This is a genomic window from Pseudomonas sp. EYE_354, from assembly GCF_023148575.1.
Lineage (GTDB): Bacteria > Pseudomonadota > Gammaproteobacteria > Pseudomonadales > Pseudomonadaceae > Aquipseudomonas.
In genome coordinates this window covers 90,441-113,932 of the sequence record NZ_JAHXNQ010000007.1, presented here as the reverse complement: position 1 = coordinate 113,932, position 23,492 = coordinate 90,441, and the positions used below count along the sequence as shown (strand labels likewise).

Sequence of the window (23,492 nt, the reverse complement as noted above, 5' to 3'; positions counted from 1 at the left end):
CTCGTTCATCACAAAAAGCCTGCTCATCGCGGAGGTCATGACTTTACGCGCACAAACCCTGGCTTGAGGCCGAACACCTCAATCCCTTGCGCCGTCGATTGGCCGGTAGTGACTTTCACCCGCTCCACCGGTTTATCCATCGCTTCGCGAAACGCCACCGTCCCGTCCGCCTGGATCGCCTCGCTCGGGATCACCATCGCCTGTGCATTGTTGTACGTGACGATCGTCAGCCGTGCGCTCATCCCCAGCCGCACCCGTTGCAGCTGCTGTGGCGTGAGCTGGGGGATCGATAAGGTGACCGGAAACTGCGCGCTGCCCTGGCTGTCGCTGGCGATCGCCAGGCCGCTCACCACGCTGACCGAACCGCTCAGCCGTTCGCCGTCGAAGCCATCCCCCAGCACCTCCACCGCCTGACCTTGATGCAACCTGTTGATGTCCAGTTCCGAGACCCTGGCAACGATTTTCAGCCGTTCGATATTGGCCAGGCCAAACAACACCTGGCCCTGGCTGACCTTGCTGCCGGCCTGGATCGGTGCCGTATTGTTGCCGCCACCCTGCGGTGAATTATTTCCGGGTGCAGGCACCACGATGCCGGAGAACGGCGCTTTGACGTCGCGCCCCTCAAGCAAGGTGCGCAGGGCCTCGTATTTCACCGTGGCGTTGGTCAGTTCCATGTCGGCGATCTGGCGGTACTCACCCTTGCCCTGGTCGAGGGCCTGTTGCAGTTCACTGCGCGCGGCGGCCAGGTCCAGCTGTTGCTGTTGGGCCTGTTGCTTGAGGTCATCGAGTTCGTTACGCGGGATGATGCCGCGCTTGAACAGATTGTCGCTTTCGGTGAGCTTGCGTTGGGTGTTGCCCGCGGTCATCTCGGCGGTGCGCAAACTGCGGCGGGCGCGGCTGACGGCGGGGCTGCTGTCCCAGTCCTGCATCTCCTGCACGGCGCGCCGGGCCTTGAGCTGGGCGGACAACGCCTCGCGCAATTGCACCTCCAGCGTGGCCGGGTCCATGCGCAGCAGGACCTGGCCGGCGTCGACGCGCTGGCCTTGCTCCACCAGGTTGGCCAGCACATTGCCGTCGAACGGCGCGGTGAGGATCAGAGTGGTCTCGGGCTCGATCTTGCCCACCAGACCAATCTGATGCACCAGCGCGTCGGGCTTGACCGCCAGCCATTGTTCGGCGTTGCCGGCCGGGCTTTCTGCGGGGCTGCGCAGGGCCCATCCCGCGGCGACCAGTACCGCGATCAACAGAGCACCCAGCAGGCGTTTTCGATTAGTAGTCATTGAGGGCGATTTCCCAACTTTCCAGCGTCATGCCCAGGGTCAGATCAAGCTGGGTCTGGGCGTTCAAATAAGCGATCAACGCATTGAGCTGCGCGTTCTCGGCATTGCGCAGGTCGGTCTCGAAACTCAGCACCTGGAAGTTGGTGGAGCGCCCGGCGCTGAGTTTTTCCCGTTCGATCTCGATCTTGCGCCGCGACAACGCCACGGCGCGCTGGGAAATTTCGTACTGGCGCCAGCGCGTACTGAGGTCGCGCACCACGTCGTTGACGCTGCGCTCCAATGCCTGACGGGCGTCGGTGATGCGGATCTGCTGGTCCTCCACATTGACCCGCGCGCGCACCTCGGCCTGGCGCGTGCTGATGTCGCCGATGGGTATCTGCACCTGCACCCCGGCGTAGCTGTCCCAGGTGCGGTTATTGTTGCTGCCGGTGTCGTTGTTGTAGGCATCGCGTACCTGGTTCGCCCCGGCCACCAGGTCCACTTGCCAGCGTCCGGAGTCCTTGGCGATCACCAGGTTGAGGTCTGCCTGTTGGCTGCCGAGCAGGGCGGCGAGGTATTCCGGTTGCTGGGTTTGCGCCAGGTTGAACGCCTCGCGCTTGTCGATCTGCATGGGCCTGGCCTCCAGGGCTTCGGTGGCGCGAATCGGCGTGGACAGGTCCAGGGCCAGCAGGCGCAGCAGCGACAGGCGGTTGGTGTCCAACTGGTTCTGCGCTTCTTCGACGCCCAGTTGCTGGGTGGCGATGTCGGCTTCGGTCTGCACGATTTCGAACTCGGCCATGCGGCCGGCGCTGATCAACGCTTTGTTCACCTCGAGCAAGGTGTTGGAGCGCTTGAGGGCTTCCTGGACGATGATCAGTTGCTCCTGGGCTCGCAGAAGTTCGCGGTAGGTGGCGATGATCTGGCTGATAGTCTGGGCCACGGTGGCCTTGAGGTTCAGGCGATTGGCCTGCTCCGAGAGGCGCGAGAGGCGCAGCGGCGCGGTGGTGGCATCCCAGCCGGCGCCGCGCATCAAGGGCTGGATAATCGCCAGGTCGAGACCGTCGCTGCGGTAGCGGCCGGCGCGATCGGCGTTGTTCAACTGCTGGGTCCAGGCCATGCTCAAGCGCGTGCCGTACTCGCCGAGCAGGCTGGTGGACGGCGCCACGTTGGCGTTGCGCGCGCTGTCCTGGGAGCCACGGCTGCCACGGTAGTAACTGTTGAGGGTGAGCTTGGGGTTGAACACGTCTTCGGCCACACGCAGGTCGAACTTCTGCGCCACCCGTTGCAGGTACGCGCTGCGGATCGCCGGGTTGTTGCGCAGGCCCAGGTAGACCGCATCGCCCAGGGTCAGGGCGGTGGTCTGGGCGTTCAGCGACACGCTGCGGGTGCTGCTCGGCGCCGAAGGCCGGATGACCACGTCGGCCGCCACGCCGGGCAGGCAGACCAGCGCCAGCAACAGGAGCCATTTACTCATCGCGCAGGGCCTCCACCGGCTGCAACCGCGAGGCCGCGACCGCCGGGTAGATACCAAAGAACAAACCCACCAACAAGGTACTGCCCACGCCCAGGGGCAGGGCGGCAGTGGCCAGGTCGAAGGCCCAGCCCGACAACCGTGCATACAGCCACGCGGCAGTCATGCCCAGCACCGCGCCGCACAGCGCACCGACAGCGGTGAGGGTCACGGCTTCGAGCAGGAACAGGTTGCGGATATCACGTCGGCGCGCGCCCAGGGCCATGCGAACACCGATCTCGCGGCGGCGCTCCGACACATTCATCAGCATCACGTTCATCACCCCTACGCCGCCGCCCACCAGGGAAATCGCGCCCAGGGCCAGCAACAGGTAGGCGAACGTGCGGCTTTGCCGGGTCATGCCGTCGATCATTTGTTGCGGCACCTGGATGTCCACATCGTGGTCGGTGAGCTGGTGTTGCAACGCGACGGCGCTTGCTTTGGCGATGTGCTCCATGTCCTGGTCGGGCGCCGCGCGGATGATCACATTGGCGATCTGCGGCTTGGCATAGAGGCGGCGCATGCCTTGGGCGGGGATGAACAGCGACTCGTTGGCCTGCACCGGCATCAGCATGGCCCGCGGCTGGCTGCGCAGGATGCCCACGACCAGAAACAGGTAGTCGTTGATGCGCACGCGGTCGCCCAATTGCACCGGGTCGCCCGGCGCGCCGAGGGCCTGGGCCACTTGGTCGCCGATCACGGCATAGGTTTCGTTGGCGTCGAAGCTCGACAGGAAGCGCCCCTGTTGCACCACCAGCCGCATGGCCTGCTGGATGTCGGGCGTGCTGCCGACAAAGTTGGCATTCACGCTGCGACCATGAAACACAATGGGGCCGCTGAACAGCGTGAGGGCGCCGATATGCGCGATGCCCGGCACCGCCTGGCGCACTGCCTGCAGGTCGAGTTGGTCGCGCATCGGCACGTTGCTGCTGCCCTTGGGCGGAAACTGGACAACCAGGGTGTCGGTGCCCATGTCCTTGAAAATCATCGCCGCATCGACCGCTGCGTTATGCCCGATATTGATCAGCGCCACCACCGACGAACTGCCGATCACAATACCCAGCAGCGCCAGCACCGAGCGCTTGCCCAGCGTGCGCAGGCTGATAAAGGCTTCATGCAGCAGTTGGCTCGCGCGCTGTTCGACCCGCAGGCTCATAGGCGTTCGGCCTCATGCACCACGCCATTGCGCACCAGGATCTTGCGTTCCAGGCGTTCGGCGATCTGCGGATCGTGGGTGACGATGATCAGCGTCACCTGTTGCTCGCGATTGAGCGCCAGCAACAGGTCCATGATCTCGTGGGCCGTGCTGCTGTCGAGGTTGCCGGTGGGTTCGTCGGCGAGGATCACCGAGGGTTCGCCCACCAGGGCGCGGGCGATCGCCACACGCTGGCGCTGGCCGCCGGACAGGTCGGCAGGACGGTGATGGGCGCGCTCGGCCAGACCCACCTGTTCAAGCACGCGCAGGGCCCGCTCCACCGATTCATGCCGCGACACACCGCGATAGCTCAGGGGCAGGGCGACATTGTCCAGGGCACTCAGACGCGGTAACAGGTTGAAGCTTTGAAACACGAAACCGATCTGCTGATTGCGGATGGCCGCCAGTTCATCGGGGCTGGCGTTGAAGATATCGTGGCCGGCAAAGTGGTACCTGCCGCAGTTGGGCAGGTCGAGCAGGCCGAGGATGTTCAGCAGCGTGCTTTTGCCCGAGCCCGACGCGCCGAGAATGCCGCAGCTGTCGCCGCAGGCGATGGACAGGCACACATCATTGAGAATGGACAGTTCTTGCCCGGCCAGCTGATAACGCTTGCCGATGCCTTGCAGGGAGATCAAGCCTGGGTGCGCGCGGGTATCTGTCATCGGGACTACGCCTGCAGCCTCGACGCTTGCCCATGCTCGCGGTAAAACCTTGTAACAAGTTAGCGAGCTGGCGGGCACACGTTACGGACTGGTTTTATTTCTTGTTTTTAAAATATTGTTTGAATACTAACCGCGTTAGCGGCGCTTCGCCAGCCATGGATGTAGAGCGGTTTTACCTTTTGAAACGCTTCCATGAAGCGCTGCATCGAGCGGCGCACAACAGCAGCGAACCGCCTTGGCGGGCCCGAATACACGGGCTTTTAATAGTATGGCGCAGTGTCACTACTTGCTTTCACAGGGCTGCACCGGTATAAAAAATCAAATTATTTTTTAAAACAATATTTCCGCCGTGGAACCCATATGGCCGCGAAGAAACTCAGCGCTCCAAACGTTACCAAGACTCGCTTGCTGGATGCGACAGAGGCTCTTTTCATCAAATACGGCTACGACGCCGTGTTGTTACGTCAGATTACCGAGCGCGCTCAGGTCAACCTGGCCGCCGTGAACTACCACTTCGGGGACAAGGACTCCCTGATGAAAACCCTGCTGATGCAGCGTCTGGAGCCGCTCAACGAGCAGCGTCTGGAGCTGCTGGCGCGCTGCGAAGCCGAAGCCGACGGCCCGCTGGACTGCGACACGCTGCTGGGCGTGCTGTTCGCGCCGGCCATGGGCCTGGAACGCAGCGATCCGGCAAGCGGGGAAGGGCGCTCGTTCATCCGTTTCCTCGGACGGGTGTACAGCGACACCTCGCCGTTTATTCAGGAATACCTCAAGGTGCATTACCAGCCGGTATTCCAGCGTTTCTTCGAAGCCTTCGCCCTGGCCCTGCCGGAACTGCCACGCAACGAACTGGGGGTGCGCCTGCAATTTGCCCTCAAGGCGATTTCCGGCGTAATGGCCGGCACCGAACTGCGCCTGCTGATGAACTCCATGAGCCTGGGCCGCCCGGCCACTGACGCCGAGGTGATGGCCAAGCTGATCACGCTGGTCTCGGCCGCGATTCGCGTGCCCCAGCAAAGCCCCGAGGCGCAAACCGCCCTGGCCAGGGTGCTCGAGACCCAACGGGCCATTCGTGAACAGGCCTTGGCTCCTGTCAGCAAGCTGGCGCGCTGAACCTTAAACGTCAGCCAAAAAAAAGCCCGCTGGGGCGGCGGGCTTGATGTGCAACGTTTGTAACGGATGAGGCTTCACACTACGTCTCGGGATGTGAATAAAACGTGAAAAAAATGTAAGAAAAAGGCGGTGTCGCCGATTGCTCAGCTTTGCGCCTTACTTGCCGAACGCGAGGGGTGTTTTACCGCTCGTCGCCACTGTCATTTCTGACAGTAGATTCAAACTACCCCTCAAGCGCCCTATAAACCTTGCCCGCCGCGCACCCGTGCGGCCAAACCCTGCAAGGTGATGGTGATGTCCACGATTCCTGTTCCCTATGACGAACTCTCCCCCGGCCCTTATTCGGTCTACCCCACCGTAGACCTGACGAAGGCCCTCTACCCTGAAGTATCCCCCAAAGGCCTTGGTCGACGTGGCTTGGTTCCGTATTGCTCGTTTGCCGTCGAGCGTTGGCCTGACTTGAGCCTGGGCGACTACCTGGGTTTGCGCATTGGTGACCTGACCCAGCCCATCGCGTCAACCAACATCAAGGTCGACGAAGAGCGCTATTTTTTGTATGTCGATGCCGAGACGATAGGCGAGGGTGATCTCGAGTATTTCGCTCGGGTCCTGCGTACGGGCAGCGAACAAGAGAGCCGCTCGGTCACCGAAAAGATGCTGTTCAAACAGACCATTCCGGGCGGTCATGACCGCCGGCCCGAAGAGCCCTGGCACAGCGGCTTGATCATGTGGCTGGCAGACCTGACGGAAGGCTCGATTCTGAACCCGGACACCATCGCAGGCGGCCTGCGTTGCATGGTTCAGCCGTACCTGAACATCCGCAAGAACGACAAAATCAGCCTGTTCGTTGACGGAATTCTGCATACCCATATTGTCAGCCCTCAAGAGGCGACCAATAAAAAGCCGATTGAAGTGCGGGTTCCCGAAGAGACGCTGCGCAAGATCTCTCCGTTGGGGCCCGTTGGCGTGGTGTTCACGGTCGAAGACGTGGTGGGCAACGTGCCGGAGGGCAAATACCTGTTCTCCAAACCTATCCCCTTGCTCAGTGAGATGGACACCACGCTGTTGCCGTTTCCCCTTGTGCTGGCGAATGACGAGGTGGTCAGCCAACTTGATCTCGACACCCAGAGCACGGCGACACTGGCGGTAGAGGTTTCCCTGGACTATAGGAGGCCCACGCCCAACCCGCTGCATAAGGTGACGGTGATTGTGGAAACGACCGATAAGAACGGCGTGACCGAAACCGTGCGTCTGCCTGCGGTAAACGACAGGAATCGCAGGAGCGAGACTATCCCCTTGCCGAACAGCCTGGTGACGACACTGGCAGGAGGGCGCTTTCGCGTATCGTTCGAGTTGGCGACGGCGGGTGGAGCATTGCTGGGGCGTTCAAGCAGTACGCTGGTGTATGTAGTGGGCACACCGACCCTGATGCCGGCACTCAATCTGATCCCCTATGAAGCGGGGCATGTGCCAACCGATACCGATGTGACGGCGCAACTGCCGACGTACTCTCCCCACGATCCGAAATACCTGGAAACCGTAATTTGTGAGCAGGTCGATGCGGGCGGCGGCGGTGAGCGCGTGACCTTTTTGCAACTGGCAGGCCCACAGGGCGGCACACGACAGCTGCCCAAGGCTGCGCTGAAGGTGTTTGAGGGGCTGGGTATCGGTCAGGCTTTCTACGAAACCAACGATGGCAAAGGTACGCCTGGGTCCATTCGGCAATCGGAAAAGCTGAACTTTGAAATTGGTGATCGGGTTGAAGAATTGACCCCCATGTTTGTCCCCGATGCCGAAAGCGGCAACATCGACCCGGCCAAGGTCATCGGCGACGAGTGGCTGATGTACGTGACGTACTCGGACACCATCGCGGGCGACACCGTGCATTGGAGCGTAATCGGCAAGGACGCGCGCAGCTCCACCACCGGCACTATTGAGGTTACAAGTGCAACCGCAGGCGAAGTCCTGACAACCTTGGGGATCGGGGTTGGGTCCGACATTCTCATGCAGAATATCGACGGCAGTCTGCGTATCACCTACAGCGTGGTGCGTCCCGGTCAACCTCCGACCGTTATGCGCGCCGAGGTGCTTGATATCACCGTTGGCCTGCCGGTGGAGCTGGACCTGCTCAAGATTCTTGAGGCCGACATGACTGATAACACCCTTGCGCCAAGACATGCGATTAATGGTGTGACATTGCGGATCAGTTATAAGTCGATGCGTAAGGACGATCAAATTGCTTACAAATGGAACGGAGAGTACGACGTCAGCCGATTTGAAGGCGTAACTGCGGGAGTTCCGACGACTAACAGCGTCGACGTGCTCATCCCGAGTGAAGTGATTGCCAAGGGCATACGCCAGGGTGGTAATAACATCACCATAGAGTGCGAATTAAAACGCGGGCAATTTATCTATACGTTTGCGACATTGTACTTGCGATTACTTCCGCTTGCCGTATTACCGACGCCATATGTTCGCGGGTTTGAAAACACCACGATGTTGCCGATCAGCTTATTGGGTCAGGCACCGCGTATCGATATCCCTGTGTGGATTTTCATGCTGGTAGACCAACCTATGTGGCTGACTGTCACGGGCACCTTTGATGACGACACGCCATATACGGAGGAGCTCTACACCGCTAACAAAGTCATTGCCGATGATCTGGTCAAGGGTGTTTCGTTACCCTTGCCACTGGACAAGGTTCGCCGCCTCAAGGATGCGTCGCTCTTTGAAATGCGGCTGTGGGTAAGTTTGCCAGGAATCCCCAATAAACAAACCGCAACGCTGTTTGGCGTCGCCCATTACATTATTGAGCAATTACCTGCGGTCCTGCCTTACCCCACCCTGAATGGGGTTTCGAGCACCGCGCAGGAGGTCACGGTTGACCCTTTGGATATTCAAAATGCGACCAGTGTAACCATCAAATATCCGGGTATGCTTGCAACGGATTCCATAACGCTAAGTTATATTTTTCAGAACGGTTCAGTGCTTAATAAGGCTACTGCGGGGCAAGCAAGTGGCGCTGTAGTCGTTGATTTTACGGCGGATAAAGTATTGCATAACAGTGTGAACAGTCGGGTGCAGTTAAAGTATTCGATCGTAAGGGCAGGCAAAGTAACACCTTCAAATGTGCAGACGGTAATCATCAAAGCCATTGCATCTGCCAGCTTGCCACGAGCACTGATCAATAACCTGGCCCACGGCGCTGCCTTGACCCTGAAAGACTTCTCAGGTGACGCTAAAGCCTCGGTCATTGCATGGCCTTTGATTAAAGCCGGGCAAACGGTGTATCTGAGTCTTGTAGCAGGAGGGCGTGAACTTAGGGTGCTGGACGGCTATACCGTCAGCGCACTGGAAGCGACCAATGGAATTGTGGGCAAGGCGTTATCGCGTGATTGGTTAGCGTGGGTAGTACATGACAGCACCCTCGAGGTGAGGCTGTCGGTGGGCTTTGATGGGAGTAAAGACCTGGCAAGCGTCGTGCCATTTCCGACGACGAACTACAAAATGCGCAGCCTGCCTGACGTGACTGACTTTCAAGATGGAACGTTGAATGGTTGGCGTGTTGAATCAGCAGGAATAGGGGGGGCGATAATAGGCGCAGCAGGAAGTAGAGTCTGGTCGCATAACACCAGCTCTGGCGTTAATCAGTATGCAGGGTTTGTGCTGATGAAACGGATCCACACCATTCCAGGGCATCGATATAAAATCAGTGCCGCCGTTCGGCAGTTTAATGTGGGCACCAAAACGCCTAAGTTAAGGGTCACTGTCCGGTATAGTTCTTCACCCACCGTTACGGTGTCATCCGGTAATTGGGTAATTATTTCTCATACTGCGGTGGTCGATGTCGAGAATTCGTTTTTCTCTCTGACTAGCGCTGAGGCTGCGTGGAACGGAAATGACTATCAAGTTGCCTGGTTGAAGATTGAGAAAGTGTAAATAAGGGAGTGGAATGGGGCAGATCTATTCACTGAATAGATCTGCCTTTTTTGTTACCGGACGTCCGTGTCGCACATAAGACCTATACCTTCATATATCGCTGAAGGTGCAACACATTGTTCAAACATTCCACTGTGGTAAGTGCTTCACCAACCGGCCTCGCATAGCGTCCACGTTAGCTACCAGCTGCGCCGTTACCAGTCGATAGCCATTCAGCGCGGTATCTCCCTGAGCCTCCAGCGCAGGTTCAATGCCACCGAGTTGGCCTGGTCGCTCCAAGCGTTCTCCCGCACCGGACTTCAACGCCCGCGCCATCCCCACCAACTGCACACGAATCTGCCGGTGCTCGGCCTTCAGCAGCATTTGCATGCGCGCGGTCGCCTGTTCGTCACGCGGGTCCGGACGGGTGTTGCCAAGGATCTCCAAGGTGCTGATGCACATGCGCAAATGCCGCTGGATGGCGTCCAGTTCGGTCATGGAGATGCGCACTTCCTTGGACACCGACGGCATCAACGAGCGCAGTTGCACCATGGCCGCGTTGAGGCGGTTGAGCAGTTTGAGGTGTTCGTCATCGGTGACCGACTGGCCATTGATGATGCGGCTGTAAATGGCGGCGCAGTCACGCAAGGCGCCCGCCAGGTTGTAGCGCCACGAGTACACCGCATATAGCGGCAGGGCAAAGGAGAACGCCAGGGCCAGCACGATGCCGATGAGAATATCGACGGTACGCCACAACCCGTCCGACAAGGGATTGTCCCCGTGCCCGGCAACGATGAACACGGTGATCGCCGACAGCAGCGCGATGTAGCCGCCCTTGCCGATGGCGTGATAGGAAAAGAACCCGCACACCACCGACATCAGCAGGTAGGTCAGCAACGGCAGGCCGAAATACGCTTGTTGCACCACCAACAGCAGGCCGACGCTGGCGCCGATCAGGGTGCCGTAGGCGCGTTCCACGGCTTTTTTGCCGATGTTGCCGTGGTGCTGCAAACCGCCGATGACGATTAGCATGGTCACCGACGCCCACTCGCCGTGGGGCAGGTTGATGCCGGTGGTCAGCAGGATCGTCGCCAACAAGCCGATGGACACGCGCACGGCGTGGATCAGCTTGGCATGGCGATAGCGGCGATACGGGTCGAGCAACGGGCGCAACAGGCGCCGGGCGAACATCGGCAAATGCAGGTTAATCAACTGCTCGCGTCCCTCTAGAAGATGTAGTCGGTGGTCAGGAAGCTTGAATCGCGGTTGCGCAGGATCTCGCTGACCAGCGCCTTGTTGCTTTCCTGGAACTTGGTGGCCACCAGGGTGCGGATCGAGAACACACGCAAGGCGTCATGCACAGACAGCGTGCCTTCGGCCGAGTTCTTGCGGCCGTTGAAAGGGAAGGTGTCCGGGCCGCGCTGGCACTGGGCGTTGATATTGATGCGACCGACCTGGTTGGCGAAGGTGTCCACCAGTCGCCCGACCGCCACGGGGTCGGTGCCGAAAAGGCTCAGTTGCTGACCGAAGTCCGAATCGAGCACGTACTCGATGACGGTGTCCAGGTCGCGGTAGGGCACGATCGGCACCACCGGGCCGAACTGTTCTTCGTGGTACACGCGCATCTGTGGGGTAACCGGGTACAGCACGGCCGGGTAGAAAAACGACCCGCGACTGATGCCGCCATCGGTGTTCACCACCCTGGCGCCCTGTTGCAGCGCATCGGCCACCAGCCCGTTGAGGTAATCCACCTTGCCCACTTCCGGCAGCGGCGTCAGCGACACACCGTCTTCCCACGGCATGCCGGGCTTGAGTGTCGCCAATTTGGCGTTGAATTTTTCGATGAAAGGGGCGACTACGTCCTCGTGCACAAACAGGATTTTCAACGCCGTGCAGCGCTGGCCGTTGAATGACAGCGAGCCGGTGAGCGCTTCGCTGACGGCATTGTCCAGGTCGACCTCGGGCAGGACGATGCCGGGATTTTTTGCATCCAGGCCTAGGGCCGCACGCAAGCGATGGGGTTTTGGGTGCAGCTTCTTCAGGTCGCTGGCGGCCTTGTTGGTGCCGATAAACGCAAAGATATCGATCTTGCCGCTGGCCATCAGCGCGCTGACGGTTTCGCGGCCGCTGCCGTAGATCACGTTGATCACCCCGGCCGGGAAGCTGTCGCGGAACGCCTCCAGCAAGGGGCGGATCAGCAACACGCCGAGCTTGGCCGGCTTGAACACCACGGTGTTGCCCATGATCAGCGCCGGGATCAACGTGGTAAACGTCTCGTTGAGCGGGTAGTTGTAAGGGCCCATGCACAACGCAACACCCAGCGGCACGCGGCGGATTTGCCCGAGGGTGTCCTGTTCCAGCTCGAAGCGGCTGCTGCGGCGGTCCAGTTCCTTGAGGGCGTTGATGGTGTCGGTGATGTAGTCGCAGGTGCGGTCGAATTCCTTCTGCGAGTCCTTGAGGTTCTTGCCGATCTCCCACATCAGCAGCTTGACCACGGCGTCGCGCTGTTCACGCATACGCCGCAAAAACGCTTCGACGTGCTGGATGCGCTCGACCACGCGCATCGTCGGCCATGCGCCTTGGCCGCGGTCGTAGGCGCGCACGGCGGCGTCAAGGGCGGTGAGGGCGGTGTCGGCGTCCAGCAGCGGCGTGCTGCCGATCACCACGCGCTGATCACCCAGTTGCACGGGGCTCTGTACCTGGGCCAGGGGGCCGTTCCAGGTTTGTAATTGGCCATCTACCAGGTAATCGCGCTGTTCAATCGGTGCCTGGAGCCGATATTGCTCGGGAATCTCGCTCACAGCGTTGGGAAACAGCCGGGCGAGCAGGTTGCTGGTGGTCATGTCGCTACCCCTGGAATAGTTACAAAGCATGACTAGAGAGTCACCCAACAACGGGCAATCTTGCAAGGCTTGTGCGCTTTACCGCACACACAGGTGCGTGTGCACCGCTCGTCGGGATAGACTGCGCGCCTTTCTTGAAGGAGTTCACATGAGTCGCTACCAGCCGGGCATTCTTGCCGCACCGGTGCCTTTGCAGGCACGCCATCTGTTTTTTGCTGTGCAGACGCCGGCCGCCGTGCCCGCTGCGCTGGACGCGTTGGTGCAGCATGTGGATGCGTCGGCGGTGGTCGGTTTCGGTGAGCCGCTGGTAACGGCCTTGGGCGCACAGGTCGACGGCTTGCGTGCCTTCCCTGCAATCAGCGGTCCGGGGGCTCATAACCCGTCGACCCAACAGGCCCTGTGGGTGTGGTTGCACGGGGTGGATCGCGGCGAATTGCTGTTGCGCAGTCGCGCGTTCGAAAAGGCGCTGGCCCCAGGGTTTCGCCTGGTGCAGTCACTTGAGGGGTTCCGCTACAAGACCGGCTTTGACCTGACCGATTACGAAGACGGCACCGAAAACCCCCACGACGACGCCGCCGTTGAAGCGGCGACCACCGACAGCGGCGCCAGCTTCGCCGCGATCCAGCAGTGGCAGCACGACCTGGATGGCTTCGCCGCGTTGCCCGCCCAGGAACGCGATCACATCATCGGCCGCCGCCATGGCGACAACGAAGAACTGGACGACGCGCCTGAGTCCGCCCACACCAAACGTACCGCCCAGGAAAGCTTCAGCCCCGAAGCCTTTGTGGTGCGCCGCTCCATGCCATGGGCCGAGAACGGCCAGGCCGGGCTGACGTTCCTCGCGTTCGGGCATTCCTTCGATGCGTTCGAAGCGCAACTGCGGCGCATGAGCGGCCTGGAAGACGGTATTGTCGATGGCCTGTACCGCATCAGCACGCCGCTCACCGGGGGGTATTACTGGTGCCCGCCGTCTGTCGGGGGACGTCTGGACCTCAGTGTGCTGGCGAATCCGGATACGGCGACAGGGCGCTGACCCACGGCTGAAAATTCTGTGCTGCCTTTATCCAGGCGGCCCTTGCCCCCTGTGTCAACGGAGGCGGCGAGTGCTGTACGTTAGTTGCTCCATGGCGAAAAAAGCCTGAAGGGCCGTTGTAATACAGCGCTCTGGAGGGCTACCGTGGCGACCTGAGTATTTCGGGATGTTTCAGATTTATGTCCAGTCAGGCCCAACGCACTGCCGACACCACCTCCCGCCGCGCCGCGCTGACCCTGGCTTTATGCTTGCCCAGCGACGTGTTGCTCTACCTGCTGCTGCCCATGGAATCCCAGGCCTTTGGTATCACCCTGGCACAGGCCGGGGTGCTGCTGGCGGCGAACCGGCTGGTGCGGATTTTTGGCTACCGGCATGTGCTCAACTTTTATGCGCGCAACGGTGATCGCCTGACCTGCATGATCGCCGCCGGTGCAGCCATGCTGTGCGCCTTGGGCAACTCGATCTTGTCCGGCTTCGCCGCATTGTTGGGGTTGCGGCTGGTATGGGGCCTGTGTTTTGCGGCGTTGAACCTCTCGACCCAAGTGCTGGCGACCTCCGAGTCCGTCGGTGCCGCGCGTCGCGCCGGTCGCTCCAGGGCCCTGATCGCCTGGGGGCCGATGCTGGCCTTGCCGTTGGGTGGCTGGCTGACCCTTTGGGCCGGGCCACGCCCGATCTTTTTGATTCTCGCCGCGTGTTGCCTGGCGGGCGTGTGGGTGGCGCGGGGGTTGCCGAGTGCCGGCCATGACTTGCGCAGCAGCCCTGGACGTCGTTTCAGGTTTCCCGACAGCGTGGCCCTGTGGTCGTTTATCGAAGGCGTGGCGTTGGATGGGTTGTTTATCTTTGGCCTGTCGATCCAGGCGCAGAAGCTCCTGGGTGGCGATGCGGTGCTGATCGCCGGTGGCCTGATGGCGCTGCGCTACGTCTCGGAAATGCTCCTGAGCCCGCTGGGTGGCCGCGCCGCGCAGCGCTTTGGCGCCACCTCGATGTTACTGCTGTTTTCGTTCTTGAGTGCCCTGGCCTTGACCGCCTTCGGCAGCTATTGGGTGATTGTCGGCGCGGCAGCGGTGCTGGTGCTGCGCGCGCTGCAGCTGCCGTTGGTGACCACCCTCGTGGCCGAGCGTAACCCTGGCTCGATGCGGGTGTCGGCGCTGGCGTCCAATGCGGTGTGGCGCGATATCGGCGCAGGTCTGGGGCCGTTGCTCGCGGGGCTGCTATTGCCGGTGGCCTCGGCGCCCCTGGTGTTTGGCGTTGCAGGGGCGGCCATTGCCGTGAGCGCGCTGTTCTGCTGGCGGGCCAGTCCTCGCGTGGACTGACTCAGGCGCTTTTCAAGGCGTCCAGCCAGGTGGGGTCGAGGCGGGTTTGCTCGGTCTCGATGCCCAACCTCTGCATGTTGTCTGCGTGGGCTTGCACTTCGCCGACCAGTTGCGCCTGGGCACTGGAGTTGGCATCCAGCGCGTGCATCTGCGTCAGGCCAAGGTGGTAGAAACGCAGCACCTTCATCGCGGTCGGGTCGCCCGCCTGTACCCGCTCGGTGACCTTGTGCATCACATTGGTCACGCTCATCAAGCTGCGCTTGAGTTGCCAGCCATACACCGCTGCCGAGAACCACGGCTGGGTCCAGAACGGGCCGCGGACCAGCGCGAGGGTGATCAGCACGCCGGCGAACACACCGCCCACATTGAAGCGAAAGTTATCGCCACCGGGTTCGCCGAACAGCCTCACCGCCAGGCTCGACAGCAGCATGGCCAGCGCCAGGAACAGCACGGCCACGATCAAGGTGCTGCGGCGGGTCTGTTGACGATAGGTGGCGGGGTCGCAGGGTTTGAGTTCGAACATCCGGGGGCAATCTCCTTAGTCTGGGCAAGGGGGATAGGGCAGGGCGGCATCTTCTCACGCGCGGGCGACCGTGCGGCAATCAAGTTGAACGATGCCTGGCAGGGCTTTATCCAAACCTGTGTAGGCCACCAATCCCTCTGAGGTGAACATCATGCCTGAGTACAAACAACCCCCGCCCGGTACGCCCGACCCCAACCGCACGCCCGGTGAAGAAGAGCGCGACAACGATGCATTGCGCCCGAATGACCCAAAAGAACGTGGACCGGAGGATGACGTGGAACGCGTCGAAGAAGACCTGGAGCACCTCCACGACAAAGCCCGCCCGCTGTAACAGGAGACCGTGATGACCAAGCGTACTGATGGCCCGCCTTCCAACGAACATGCCAGCGGCGAGGATGAACTGGGGTTCGACCCGGACTCACCGGACCTGGCCGATCCGCAGGTCGACCCCGTCGGCCCGGCTATCGCCCCGTTGGATAAAAAAGACAACGACGAGTCGAAAAAAAAGCCGCCCTACGATCCGTTGGGCGACTTGAAAAAATAGGGTTGAGCCCCGCGTTATTGAGCGGGGCTTTTTATTTCGGTGGTGTCCATTGGACATCGGTGATGCCGTACTTCTCGGCCCACGGTCGAGTGGTCTTTTTCACTTGCTCATGACCAACCCGGCCGATACGGCTTACGTGAGCAACGTCAGCGTCAACGGCCGCCCAATGCCACGCTTCAGCGTTATTCATCACTTCGGCACGCACTACAAACGACTTGGGCGTGCCATGCAGTTGGTAGTGGATGGTGTAGATTTTTGCGGTACTCATGGTGCCTCCCTGTGTTGTTATAAATGGAGGCGGGCGCGTTCTAAAAGGTTCATTCAAAATGACAACCTGCACGCCAGGGCGGCATAGTGATGGATTCTTCCTGCCCGAGGATCACGTGATGTCCGGCCTGAGCCACAGCCGCCTGTATCTGCAACGCCTGGGATACGATTCGCCGCCACCCCCCACTCTGCAAACCTTGTGCGAATTGCAATTGCGCCATGTGTGCGCCTTCGCCTTTGAAAGCCTGTCAACCTTGCTGCGCTTGCCGGTGCCGATCGACTTGCCCAGCGTTGAGCAGAAAATCTTGTTCGATGGACGCGGTGGCTACTGCTATGAGCTGAATCAGATGTTCCTCGCGCTGTTGCAGGATCTGGGCTTCGATGCCCGCGGTATCACCGGGCGCGTGGTGATGGGTGGCCCGCCGGATGCACGCACCGCACGCACCCATCGCCTGAGCCTGGTGACGCTGGACGGTGTGCGCTACATCACCGACGTGGGCTTTGGCGGCATGGTGCCCAGCAGCCCGTTGCGGCTCGATACCGAGGCGGTACAGGCCACGGCCCATGAACCGTATCGCCTGACGTTCAATCAGGGTGAGGGCAGTTACACCTTATGGGCCGAGGTCGCAGGCGAGTGGCGCGGCCTGTATGTATTCGACCTGCAGGTGCAGGCGGATATCGACTACGAAATCGGCAACTGGTACGTCTGCACGCATCCGGGCTCGCCGTTCGTGGGGCAGTTGAAAGTCGCACGGTTGGCGGCGGGTAAACGTCATACCCTGAACAACGCCCAGTACGCGATTCATTATCTGGACCGACCCAGCGACAAGCGCACGATTGAGCATGCCGATGACATGCTGGGCTTGCTGGAGGGGGTGTTCGGGATTCGTTTGCCGACGCAGCCGCAGCTACGTTCAGTGCTTGAAGGCCTGATTGCGGGCTGAGCGGGCCGGGCCTTATGCCGCTGAAACAAGAGCACCTTGCGACTAACGCAAAACGGCGCCCGAAGGCGCCGTTTTGTTGTCTTGCATCCTAAGCGATCAAACGCCCAGTACCGCGTGCTGCACCAGGGTGAGCAACGGTTGTGGGTACACACCCAGGAAGAACGCGAGCAGGGCGATGGCCAGCAGCATTACGCCGCCCGCCTTTTGTTCCCAGTGCAGCTCGGCATCCACACGGCGCAGGTTTGGCTCGATCAGGTACAGGGTGACCATCACGCGCAGGTAGTAGAACACGCCGATGGCGCTGCCCAGTACCAACGAAGCCACCAGCCACCATTCGTGTGCTTCGACACCGGTCGCCACGATGTAGAACTTGCCGATAAAGCCGGCGGTCAGCGGGATACCGGCCAGGGACAGCATCATCACGGTGAGTACGGCCGTCAGGTACGGACGCCGCCAGAACAGGCCGCGGTATTCATACAGGGCGTCGGCGTCGCGGCCTTTGTAAGGCGAGGACATCAAGGTGATCACACCAAACGCGCCGAGGCTGGTGATCACATAGGTGACCAGGTACACGCCGATGGCTTCCACGGCCAGGCCTTTGCTCGCCACCAGGGCGATCAGCAGGTAGCCGAAGTGGGCGATGGACGAGTAACCCAGCAGACGCTTGAGGTTGTTCTGGGTCAGGGCCAGCAGGTTACCGAACAGGATCGAGGCAATGGCGATCACGGTCAGCACGTTGCTCAGCACGCCGGTGTTGGCCGCCGGCGAGATCTGGAACAGTCGCACCATCACCGCAAACACCGCCACCTTGGACGCCGTGGCCAGGAACGCGGCCACTGGCGCCGGGGCGCCTTCGTACACGTCCGGAGTCCACAGGTGGAACGGCACCAGCGACAGCTTGAACGCCAGGCCGATCAGCATCATGGCCAGGCCCAGTTGGGCAATTGGCGCAGGGCTGTTGGTGGTCGCCAGGGCATGACCGATACCGGTGAAGCTCAGGCTGCCGGCTTCGGCGTAGAGCAGCGCCATACCGAACAACAGGAAAGCGGAACCGGCGGCCGACAGCACCATGTACTTGATGCCGGCTTCCAGGGAGCGCTTGTTGAAGAAGGCATAGGCCACCAGGCCGTAGGTCGGGATCGACAGCAGTTCCAAACCGATGAACAGGCCCGCCAGGTGCTGCGCGCTGACCAGCACGATACCGCCGGCCGCAGCCAGCAGGATCAGCAGGTACAGCTCTTCGCGGTTGCCTGGGTAACCCGTGCCGCCTTCGCCGAGGTAGGCGTGGGCGAGGGTGACACAGGCCAGGGTCGCGACCAGGATCAGCGCGATGTACAGCAGTGCGAAGTCATCGACCATCATCAGCGGCGTGACCGCCAATGGCGCGACCTTGAGGGCCGGGATGATCGACAGCAGGGCCAGGTTCAAACCGGCGCAGGACAGCAGGAACGTTTGCGAGTGATTGCGGCGCCAGGCGATCGCCAGCATCACCACCACGATGGTGAGGCTGGTGATCAGCAGCGGCGCAAGCGCGATAAAGTGTTGGATCGTGAATTCCATAGCGCTCTTACCGGGCCGAAGCGAGTTGAGAGAAGGCGGTGCCGAACCACTGCTGCACGCCATGCATCGTTGCGGCAGAAGTGTCCAGGAACGGCTGCGGGTATACGCCGATGTAGATCAGCAATACCGCCAGGCCGAGCACCATGATCAGTTCGCGAGCATCCATCCCCTTGAGGACAGCGTCGGACTTGGCCGGGCCGAAGTAGGCGCGGTGGATCATGATCAGCGAGTAAACCGAACCGAACACCAGGCCGGAGGTGGCGATGGCGCTGATCCACGGCGTTTGCACGAAGGCACCCATCAGGATCAGGAATTCGCCGATGAAGTTACCGGTACCCGGCAAGCCCAGGGACGCAGCGGCGAAGAACAGGCTGATCGCCGGCAGGTAAGCGATGCGCGACCACACGCCACCCATTTCACGCATGTCACGGGTGTGCAGGCGCTCGTACAACTGGCCGCTGAGGATAAACAGCGCAGCCGCCGACACACCGTGGGCCAGCATCTGGATCACCGCGCCTTGCAACGCCAGCTGGCTGCCGGAGTAGATACCGATCAGTACGAAACCCATGTGGGAAACGGACGAGAAGGCGATCAGACGCTTGATGTCGGTTTGGGCGAAGGCCAGGAACGCACCGTAGAAGATCCCGATCAGACCCAGGGTCATGGCGATCGGCGCGAACTCGGCCGAGGCGTTCGGGAACAGCGGCAGTGCGAAACGCAGCAGGCCGTAGGCCGCAGTCTTCAACAGGATACCGGCCAGGTCGACGGAACCTGCGGTCGGTGCCTGGGCGTGCGCGTCAGGCAGCCAGGAGTGGAACGGCACCACCGGCAGCTTCACCGCGAAGGCGATGAAGAAGCCCAGCATCAGGATGTACTCGGTGGTCAGGGACATCTTGGTTTTCAACAGGTCGGCGTAGTTGAACGTAATCACGCCGGTGGTGTTGAAGTTGACCAGTACCAGACCGAGGATCGCCACCAACATGATCAGGCCGGAAGCCTGGGTGAAGATGAAGAACTTGGTCGCCGCGTAGATCCGGGTTTTCTTGCCGTCCGAAGAACTGTGACCCCAGAGCGCGATGAGGAAGTACATCGGCACCAGCATCATTTCCCAGAAGAAGAAGAACATGAACAGGTCGAGGGCGAGGAACACGCCGACAACACCGCCCAGGATCCACATCAGGTTCAGGTGGAAGAAGCCCACGTGACGCTGGATCTCTTTCCAGGAGCAGAGTACCGAGAGGATACCCAGCAGGCCGGTCAGCAGGATCATCAACAGCGACAGACCGTCGAGGGCCAGGTGCACGTTGATGCCGAAGCGCTGGATCCACACGTGCTTGAATTCAAGCGCGAAGGTCGGATCAACGCCCGGTGCCGGAGCGAATGAGTAGTCACCATGGGCCCACAGCCAGAGGCCGAGCGCGAGTTCCAGGGACATGGTCAGCAACGCAATCCAGCGGGGGAGGGTGGCGCCGAAGCGTTCACCCATCCAGCAGAGCAGGCCGCCGATAAAGGGGATCAGGATTAGCCAGGGCAGAATCATGACAGGCTCGTTTCCTTTCGCAAGTTCGCAAAGTTCATATCAGACCGCTACCACTACGATGGCGCCGATCACCAGCACGGCACCGGCCGCCATGGAAGCTGCATACCAACGCAATTGGCCCGTCTCGCTGCGGCTCAGGGCGGTGTGACCGCCTTTGGCGGCGCGCGGGATCAGACCGATGGTCTGGTCGAGCGGGTCTTTGCGCAGTACGTGGCTGATGGCGAGGTAAGGCTTGACGAACAGTTTGTCGTAGAGCCAGTCGAAGCCCCAGGCGGCGAACCACCAGGCCGACAGGAAGCGGCCAATGCCACTGTTGGCCACGGCGGTCACAAAGCGACGCTTGCCGAGGAACAACAGGGCTGCCAGCAAGATACCGGCAATGGCAATGGCGCCCGAGGCGATTTCCAGGCTGTGCTTGGCGGCGCCACCCGCGTGACCGGCGCTTTCCGGCAGTACACCGGCCAGTGGCGGGGTGATCATCGCGCCGATGAAGGTCGACAGCACGATCAGCACCGACAGGGGCAACCAGTGGGAGACGCCGTGGCCTGCGTGCGCTTCGGTCTTGGCTTCACCGTGGAAGGTGATGAAGATCAGGCGGAAGGTGTACAGCGAGGTCATGAACGCACCCACCAGGCCTGCATACAGCAGGTTCTGGTTACCGCTGGCGAAGGCTTCCCAGAGGATTTCGTCTTTCGAGTAGAAACCGGCGGTCACCAGCGGCAGGGCAGCCAGGGCCGCACCACCGACGATGAAGCTGGCGTAGGCCAACGGCAGTTTTTTCCACAGACCACCCATCTTGAAGATGTTCTGCTCGTGGTGGCAGGCGACGATCACCGCACCGGAGGCAAGGAACAGCAGGGCCTTGAAGAAGGCGTGGGTCATCAGGTGGAAAATCGCTGCGTCCCAGGCGCCAACGCCCAGCGCCAGGAACATGTAGCCGATCTGGCTCATGGTCGAGTAGGCGAGGATGCGCTTGATGTCGGTCTGCACCAGCGCGGCGAAGCCGGCCAGTACCAGGGTCACACCGCCCACGACGCCTACCAGGTGCAGGACGTCCGGCGCCATGGTGAACAGGCCGTGGGTACGGGCGATCAGGTAGACGCCGGCGGTCACCATGGTGGCGGCGTGGATCAGTGCCGATACCGGGGTAGGACCGGCCATCGCATCCGCCAGCCAGGTTTGCAGCGGCAGTTGCGCAGATTTACCCACGGCGCCGCCCAGCAGCATCAGGGTCGCCAGGGTGATCCAGAAGTCGCCGACCTGGAATTTCTGCGGTGCCAGCACCAGCAGTTCCTGGATGTTCAGTGTGCCCACCTGTTGGAACAGGATGAACAAGCCGATGGCCATGAACACGTCGCCGATACGGGTGACGATAAACGCCTTGAGCGCCGCGTTACCGTTGTTGCGGTTGCTGTAGTAGAAACCGATCAACAGGTACGAGCACAGGCCCACGCCTTCCCAGCCGAAGTACAGGAACAACAGGTTATCGCCCAGCACCAGGAACAGCATGCTGGCGATAAACAGGTTGGTGTACGAGAAGAAACGCGAGTAGCCCGCTTCACCGCGCATGTACCAGGACGCGAACAAGTGGATCAGGAAGCCCACACCCACCACCACGCCGAGCATGGTGATCGACAGGCCGTCGACGTAGAGGGCGAAGTTGGGCTTGAAGCCCTCCACCGACATCCACTGCCACAGCACCAGGGTGTAGTGGCCGCCTTCCGGCGGCGCCACGTTGAATTGCCAGATGACGTAGGCGGCAACGATGGCCGACAGGCCAATGGAGCCGACACCGATCAAGGCAGAGACATTTTCCGACAGGCGCCCGCGAGAGAACGACAGCAGCAGGAAACCGATCAGGGGAAATACGAAAGTCAGAAAGATCATGTTCATCCGCGCATCTCACTGGCAGCGTCGATATCAAGCGTGTGGAAGCGACGATACAGTTGCAGCAGGATCGCCAGGCCAATACTGGCCTCGGCGGCTGCCAGGCTGATCACCAGGATGAACATGACTTGTCCATCCGGCTGGCCCCAACGCGCACCGGCCACGATGAAGGCCAAGGCCGCAGCGTTCATCATGATTTCCAGGCTCATCAACACGAACAGAATGTTACGGCGAACCATCAGGCCGACCAGGCCAAGGCAGAACAGGATGCCGGCAACCGCCAGACCATGCTCCAAAGGGATAGCAGGCATCGTCATTGCTCCTTGGCTTCGTTGCGGCCCAAGTGGAAGGCGGTGATGGCTGCCGCGAGCAGCAGCATCGAAGCCAGTTCGACCACCAGCAGGTACGGGCCGAACAGGCTGATGCCCACGGCCTTCGCGTCGACGGTGGTGTGCCCGATGGCCTGGCCGCTCTGGTGAGCGAACAGCACATACAGCAGTTCACCCAGCAGCAAGGCTGCGAGGACAACCGGGCCGAGCCAGATGCCGGGCTTGAGCCAGACGCGCTCCTGGGCGACCGACGCCGGCCCCAGGTTGAGCATCATCACCACAAACACGAACAGCACCATGATGGCGCCGGCGTAGGCGATCACTTCCAGGACACCGGCGAACGGTGCGCCGAGGCTGAAGAAGGTCATGGCCACGGCGATCAGCGAAATGATCAGGTAGAGCAGGGCGTGCACGGGGTTGGTGTTGGTGATCACGCGAAGCGTGGACACCACTGCAATACCCGACGCGAAATAGAAAGCGAATTCCATCTTTCTTCCTTAAGGCAGCAAGCTCTTCACGTTGATCGGCTCGGCTTCGTTTTGTGCGGCGCCTTTCGACTTACCGGCAACGGCCATACCTGCAACACGATAGAAGTTGTAATCAGGGTTTTTACCGGGACCAGAGATCAGCAGATCTTCTTTCTCGTACACCAGGTCCTGACGTTTGAACTCGGCCATCTCGAAATCCGGCGTGAGCTGGATCGCGGTGGTCGGGCAAGCTTCCTCGCAGAGGCCGCAGAAAATGCAGCGCGAGAAGTTGATGCGGAAGAAGTCCGGGTACCAGCGACCGTCTTCGGTTTCAGCTTTCTGCAGGGAGATGCAACCCACCGGGCAGGCCACGGCGCACAGGTTGCAGGCTACGCAACGCTCTTCGCCGTCGGGGTCGCGGGTCAGTACGATGCGGCCGCGATAGCGCGGCGGCAGGTACACCGCCTCTTCCGGGTATTGCAGGGTGTCGCGTTTGCGAAAGCCGTGACCGAACACCATCACCAGGCTTCGCAACTGGGTACCGGTACCCTTAACGATGTCGCCAATATATTTGAACATGGGTCA

The 23,492-nt window shown here is 61.0% G+C and carries 21 protein-coding genes; 7 read left to right on the top strand and 14 right to left on the bottom strand.

Annotation, left to right across the window (positions count from 1 at the left end):
* Nucleotides 1-35: 35 nt before the first annotated feature.
* Genes KZX66_RS11795 through KZX66_RS11780 form a run of 4 tightly spaced genes read right to left on the bottom strand, consistent with a single transcriptional unit; the run spans nt 36 to nt 4,626 of the window.
* Nucleotides 36-1,280: an HlyD family efflux transporter periplasmic adaptor subunit gene (locus KZX66_RS11795; RefSeq protein WP_248079527.1), complete on the bottom strand. Its 1,245-nt coding sequence runs from the start codon at nt 1,278-1,280 to the stop codon at nt 36-38.
* Nucleotides 1,270-2,733: a TolC family protein gene (locus KZX66_RS11790; RefSeq protein ID WP_248079526.1), complete on the bottom strand. Its 1,464-nt coding sequence runs from the start codon at nt 2,731-2,733 to the stop codon at nt 1,270-1,272. Before KZX66_RS11790 ends, KZX66_RS11795 begins: the two co-directional genes overlap by 11 nt.
* Nucleotides 2,726-3,925, bottom strand: coding sequence for an ABC transporter permease (locus tag KZX66_RS11785; protein ID WP_248079525.1), 1,200 nt, complete (start codon nt 3,923-3,925; stop codon nt 2,726-2,728). The genes KZX66_RS11790 and KZX66_RS11785 overlap by 8 nt, the downstream gene beginning before the upstream one ends.
* Nucleotides 3,922-4,626 carry an ABC transporter ATP-binding protein gene (locus KZX66_RS11780; RefSeq protein WP_248079524.1) on the bottom strand — a complete coding sequence of 235 codons (705 nt, stop codon included), beginning with the start codon at nt 4,624-4,626 and terminating at the stop codon, nt 3,922-3,924. The genes KZX66_RS11785 and KZX66_RS11780 overlap by 4 nt, the downstream gene beginning before the upstream one ends.
* A gap of 360 nt (nt 4,627-4,986) precedes the next feature.
* Here KZX66_RS11780 and KZX66_RS11775 point away from each other — a divergent pair, with 360 nt between their 5' ends.
* Both KZX66_RS11775 and KZX66_RS11770 read left to right on the top strand, forming a co-directional pair.
* A complete protein-coding gene (locus KZX66_RS11775; RefSeq protein ID WP_248079523.1) occupies nt 4,987-5,739 on the top strand; it encodes a TetR/AcrR family transcriptional regulator in 753 nt (250 codons plus the stop codon).
* A 294-nt stretch (nt 5,740-6,033) separates the two neighbouring features.
* The gene (locus KZX66_RS11770; protein ID WP_248079522.1) at nt 6,034-9,678 is read left to right on the top strand and encodes a hypothetical protein; all 3,645 of its coding nucleotides are present in this window, start codon (nt 6,034-6,036) and stop codon (nt 9,676-9,678) included.
* Nucleotides 9,679-9,798: 120 nt separating this feature from the next.
* Here KZX66_RS11770 and KZX66_RS11765 read toward each other — a convergent pair whose 3' ends face one another.
* Entirely contained in the window at nt 9,799-10,860 is a 1,062-nt protein-coding gene (locus KZX66_RS11765) for an FUSC family protein (RefSeq protein ID WP_248079765.1), read from the bottom strand.
* Nucleotides 10,861-10,883: 23 nt separating this feature from the next.
* A complete protein-coding gene (locus KZX66_RS11760; RefSeq protein ID WP_248079521.1) occupies nt 10,884-12,500 on the bottom strand; it encodes an NADP-dependent glyceraldehyde-3-phosphate dehydrogenase in 1,617 nt (538 codons plus the stop codon).
* A 148-nt stretch (nt 12,501-12,648) separates the two neighbouring features.
* On the opposite strand from KZX66_RS11760, the gene KZX66_RS11755 reads away from it, so the two are divergent.
* Both KZX66_RS11755 and KZX66_RS11750 read left to right on the top strand, forming a co-directional pair.
* A complete protein-coding gene (locus tag KZX66_RS11755; RefSeq protein ID WP_248079520.1) occupies nt 12,649-13,533 on the top strand; it encodes a Dyp-type peroxidase in 885 nt (294 codons plus the stop codon).
* 179 nt (nt 13,534-13,712) lie between these two features.
* Nucleotides 13,713-14,846, top strand: coding sequence for an MFS transporter (locus KZX66_RS11750; RefSeq protein ID WP_248079519.1), 1,134 nt, complete (start codon nt 13,713-13,715; stop codon nt 14,844-14,846).
* Nucleotide 14,847: 1 nt separating this feature from the next.
* On the opposite strand, the gene KZX66_RS11745 is transcribed toward KZX66_RS11750, so the two are convergent.
* Complete coding sequence (locus KZX66_RS11745; RefSeq protein ID WP_248079517.1) at nt 14,848-15,369, bottom strand: DUF3087 family protein; 522 nt, start codon at nt 15,367-15,369, stop codon at nt 14,848-14,850.
* 151 nt (nt 15,370-15,520) lie between these two features.
* Here KZX66_RS11745 and KZX66_RS11740 point away from each other — a divergent pair, with 151 nt between their 5' ends.
* Entirely contained in the window at nt 15,521-15,700 is a 180-nt protein-coding gene (locus tag KZX66_RS11740; RefSeq protein WP_248079515.1) for a hypothetical protein, read from the top strand.
* 12 nt (nt 15,701-15,712) lie between these two features.
* Entirely contained in the window at nt 15,713-15,913 is a 201-nt protein-coding gene (locus KZX66_RS11735) for a DUF6021 family protein (protein WP_248079513.1), read from the top strand.
* Nucleotides 15,914-15,944: 31 nt separating this feature from the next.
* On the opposite strand, the gene KZX66_RS11730 is transcribed toward KZX66_RS11735, so the two are convergent.
* The gene (locus KZX66_RS11730) at nt 15,945-16,181 is read right to left on the bottom strand and encodes a DUF6555 family protein (RefSeq protein WP_248079511.1); all 237 of its coding nucleotides are present in this window, start codon (nt 16,179-16,181) and stop codon (nt 15,945-15,947) included.
* Nucleotides 16,182-16,299: 118 nt separating this feature from the next.
* On the opposite strand from KZX66_RS11730, the gene KZX66_RS11725 reads away from it, so the two are divergent.
* Nucleotides 16,300-17,124: an arylamine N-acetyltransferase gene (locus KZX66_RS11725; protein ID WP_248079509.1), complete on the top strand. Its 825-nt coding sequence runs from the start codon at nt 16,300-16,302 to the stop codon at nt 17,122-17,124.
* A gap of 96 nt (nt 17,125-17,220) precedes the next feature.
* Here KZX66_RS11725 and nuoN read toward each other — a convergent pair whose 3' ends face one another.
* Genes nuoN through nuoI form a run of 6 tightly spaced genes read right to left on the bottom strand, consistent with a single transcriptional unit; the run spans nt 17,221 to nt 23,486 of the window.
* Nucleotides 17,221-18,684 carry an NADH-quinone oxidoreductase subunit NuoN gene (gene nuoN / locus KZX66_RS11720; protein ID WP_017527173.1) on the bottom strand — a complete coding sequence of 488 codons (1,464 nt, stop codon included), beginning with the start codon at nt 18,682-18,684 and terminating at the stop codon, nt 17,221-17,223.
* Nucleotides 18,685-18,691: 7 nt separating this feature from the next.
* The gene (gene nuoM, locus KZX66_RS11715) at nt 18,692-20,224 is read right to left on the bottom strand and encodes an NADH-quinone oxidoreductase subunit M (RefSeq protein ID WP_248079507.1); all 1,533 of its coding nucleotides are present in this window, start codon (nt 20,222-20,224) and stop codon (nt 18,692-18,694) included.
* 39 nt (nt 20,225-20,263) lie between these two features.
* A complete protein-coding gene (gene nuoL, locus KZX66_RS11710; RefSeq protein WP_248079505.1) occupies nt 20,264-22,117 on the bottom strand; it encodes an NADH-quinone oxidoreductase subunit L in 1,854 nt (617 codons plus the stop codon).
* On the bottom strand, nt 22,114-22,422 hold the full coding sequence (gene nuoK, locus KZX66_RS11705) for an NADH-quinone oxidoreductase subunit NuoK (RefSeq protein ID WP_003174727.1): 309 nt from the start codon (nt 22,420-22,422) through the stop codon (nt 22,114-22,116). The genes nuoL and nuoK overlap by 4 nt, the downstream gene beginning before the upstream one ends.
* Before the next feature lie 2 nt (nt 22,423-22,424).
* On the bottom strand, nt 22,425-22,928 hold the full coding sequence (gene nuoJ / locus KZX66_RS11700) for an NADH-quinone oxidoreductase subunit J (protein ID WP_003174726.1): 504 nt from the start codon (nt 22,926-22,928) through the stop codon (nt 22,425-22,427).
* 9 nt (nt 22,929-22,937) lie between these two features.
* Nucleotides 22,938-23,486, bottom strand: a complete 549-nt coding sequence (nuoI, locus tag KZX66_RS11695) for an NADH-quinone oxidoreductase subunit NuoI (protein WP_248079503.1) — start codon at nt 23,484-23,486, stop codon at nt 22,938-22,940.
* Between the last annotated feature and the right edge of the window lie 6 nt (nt 23,487-23,492).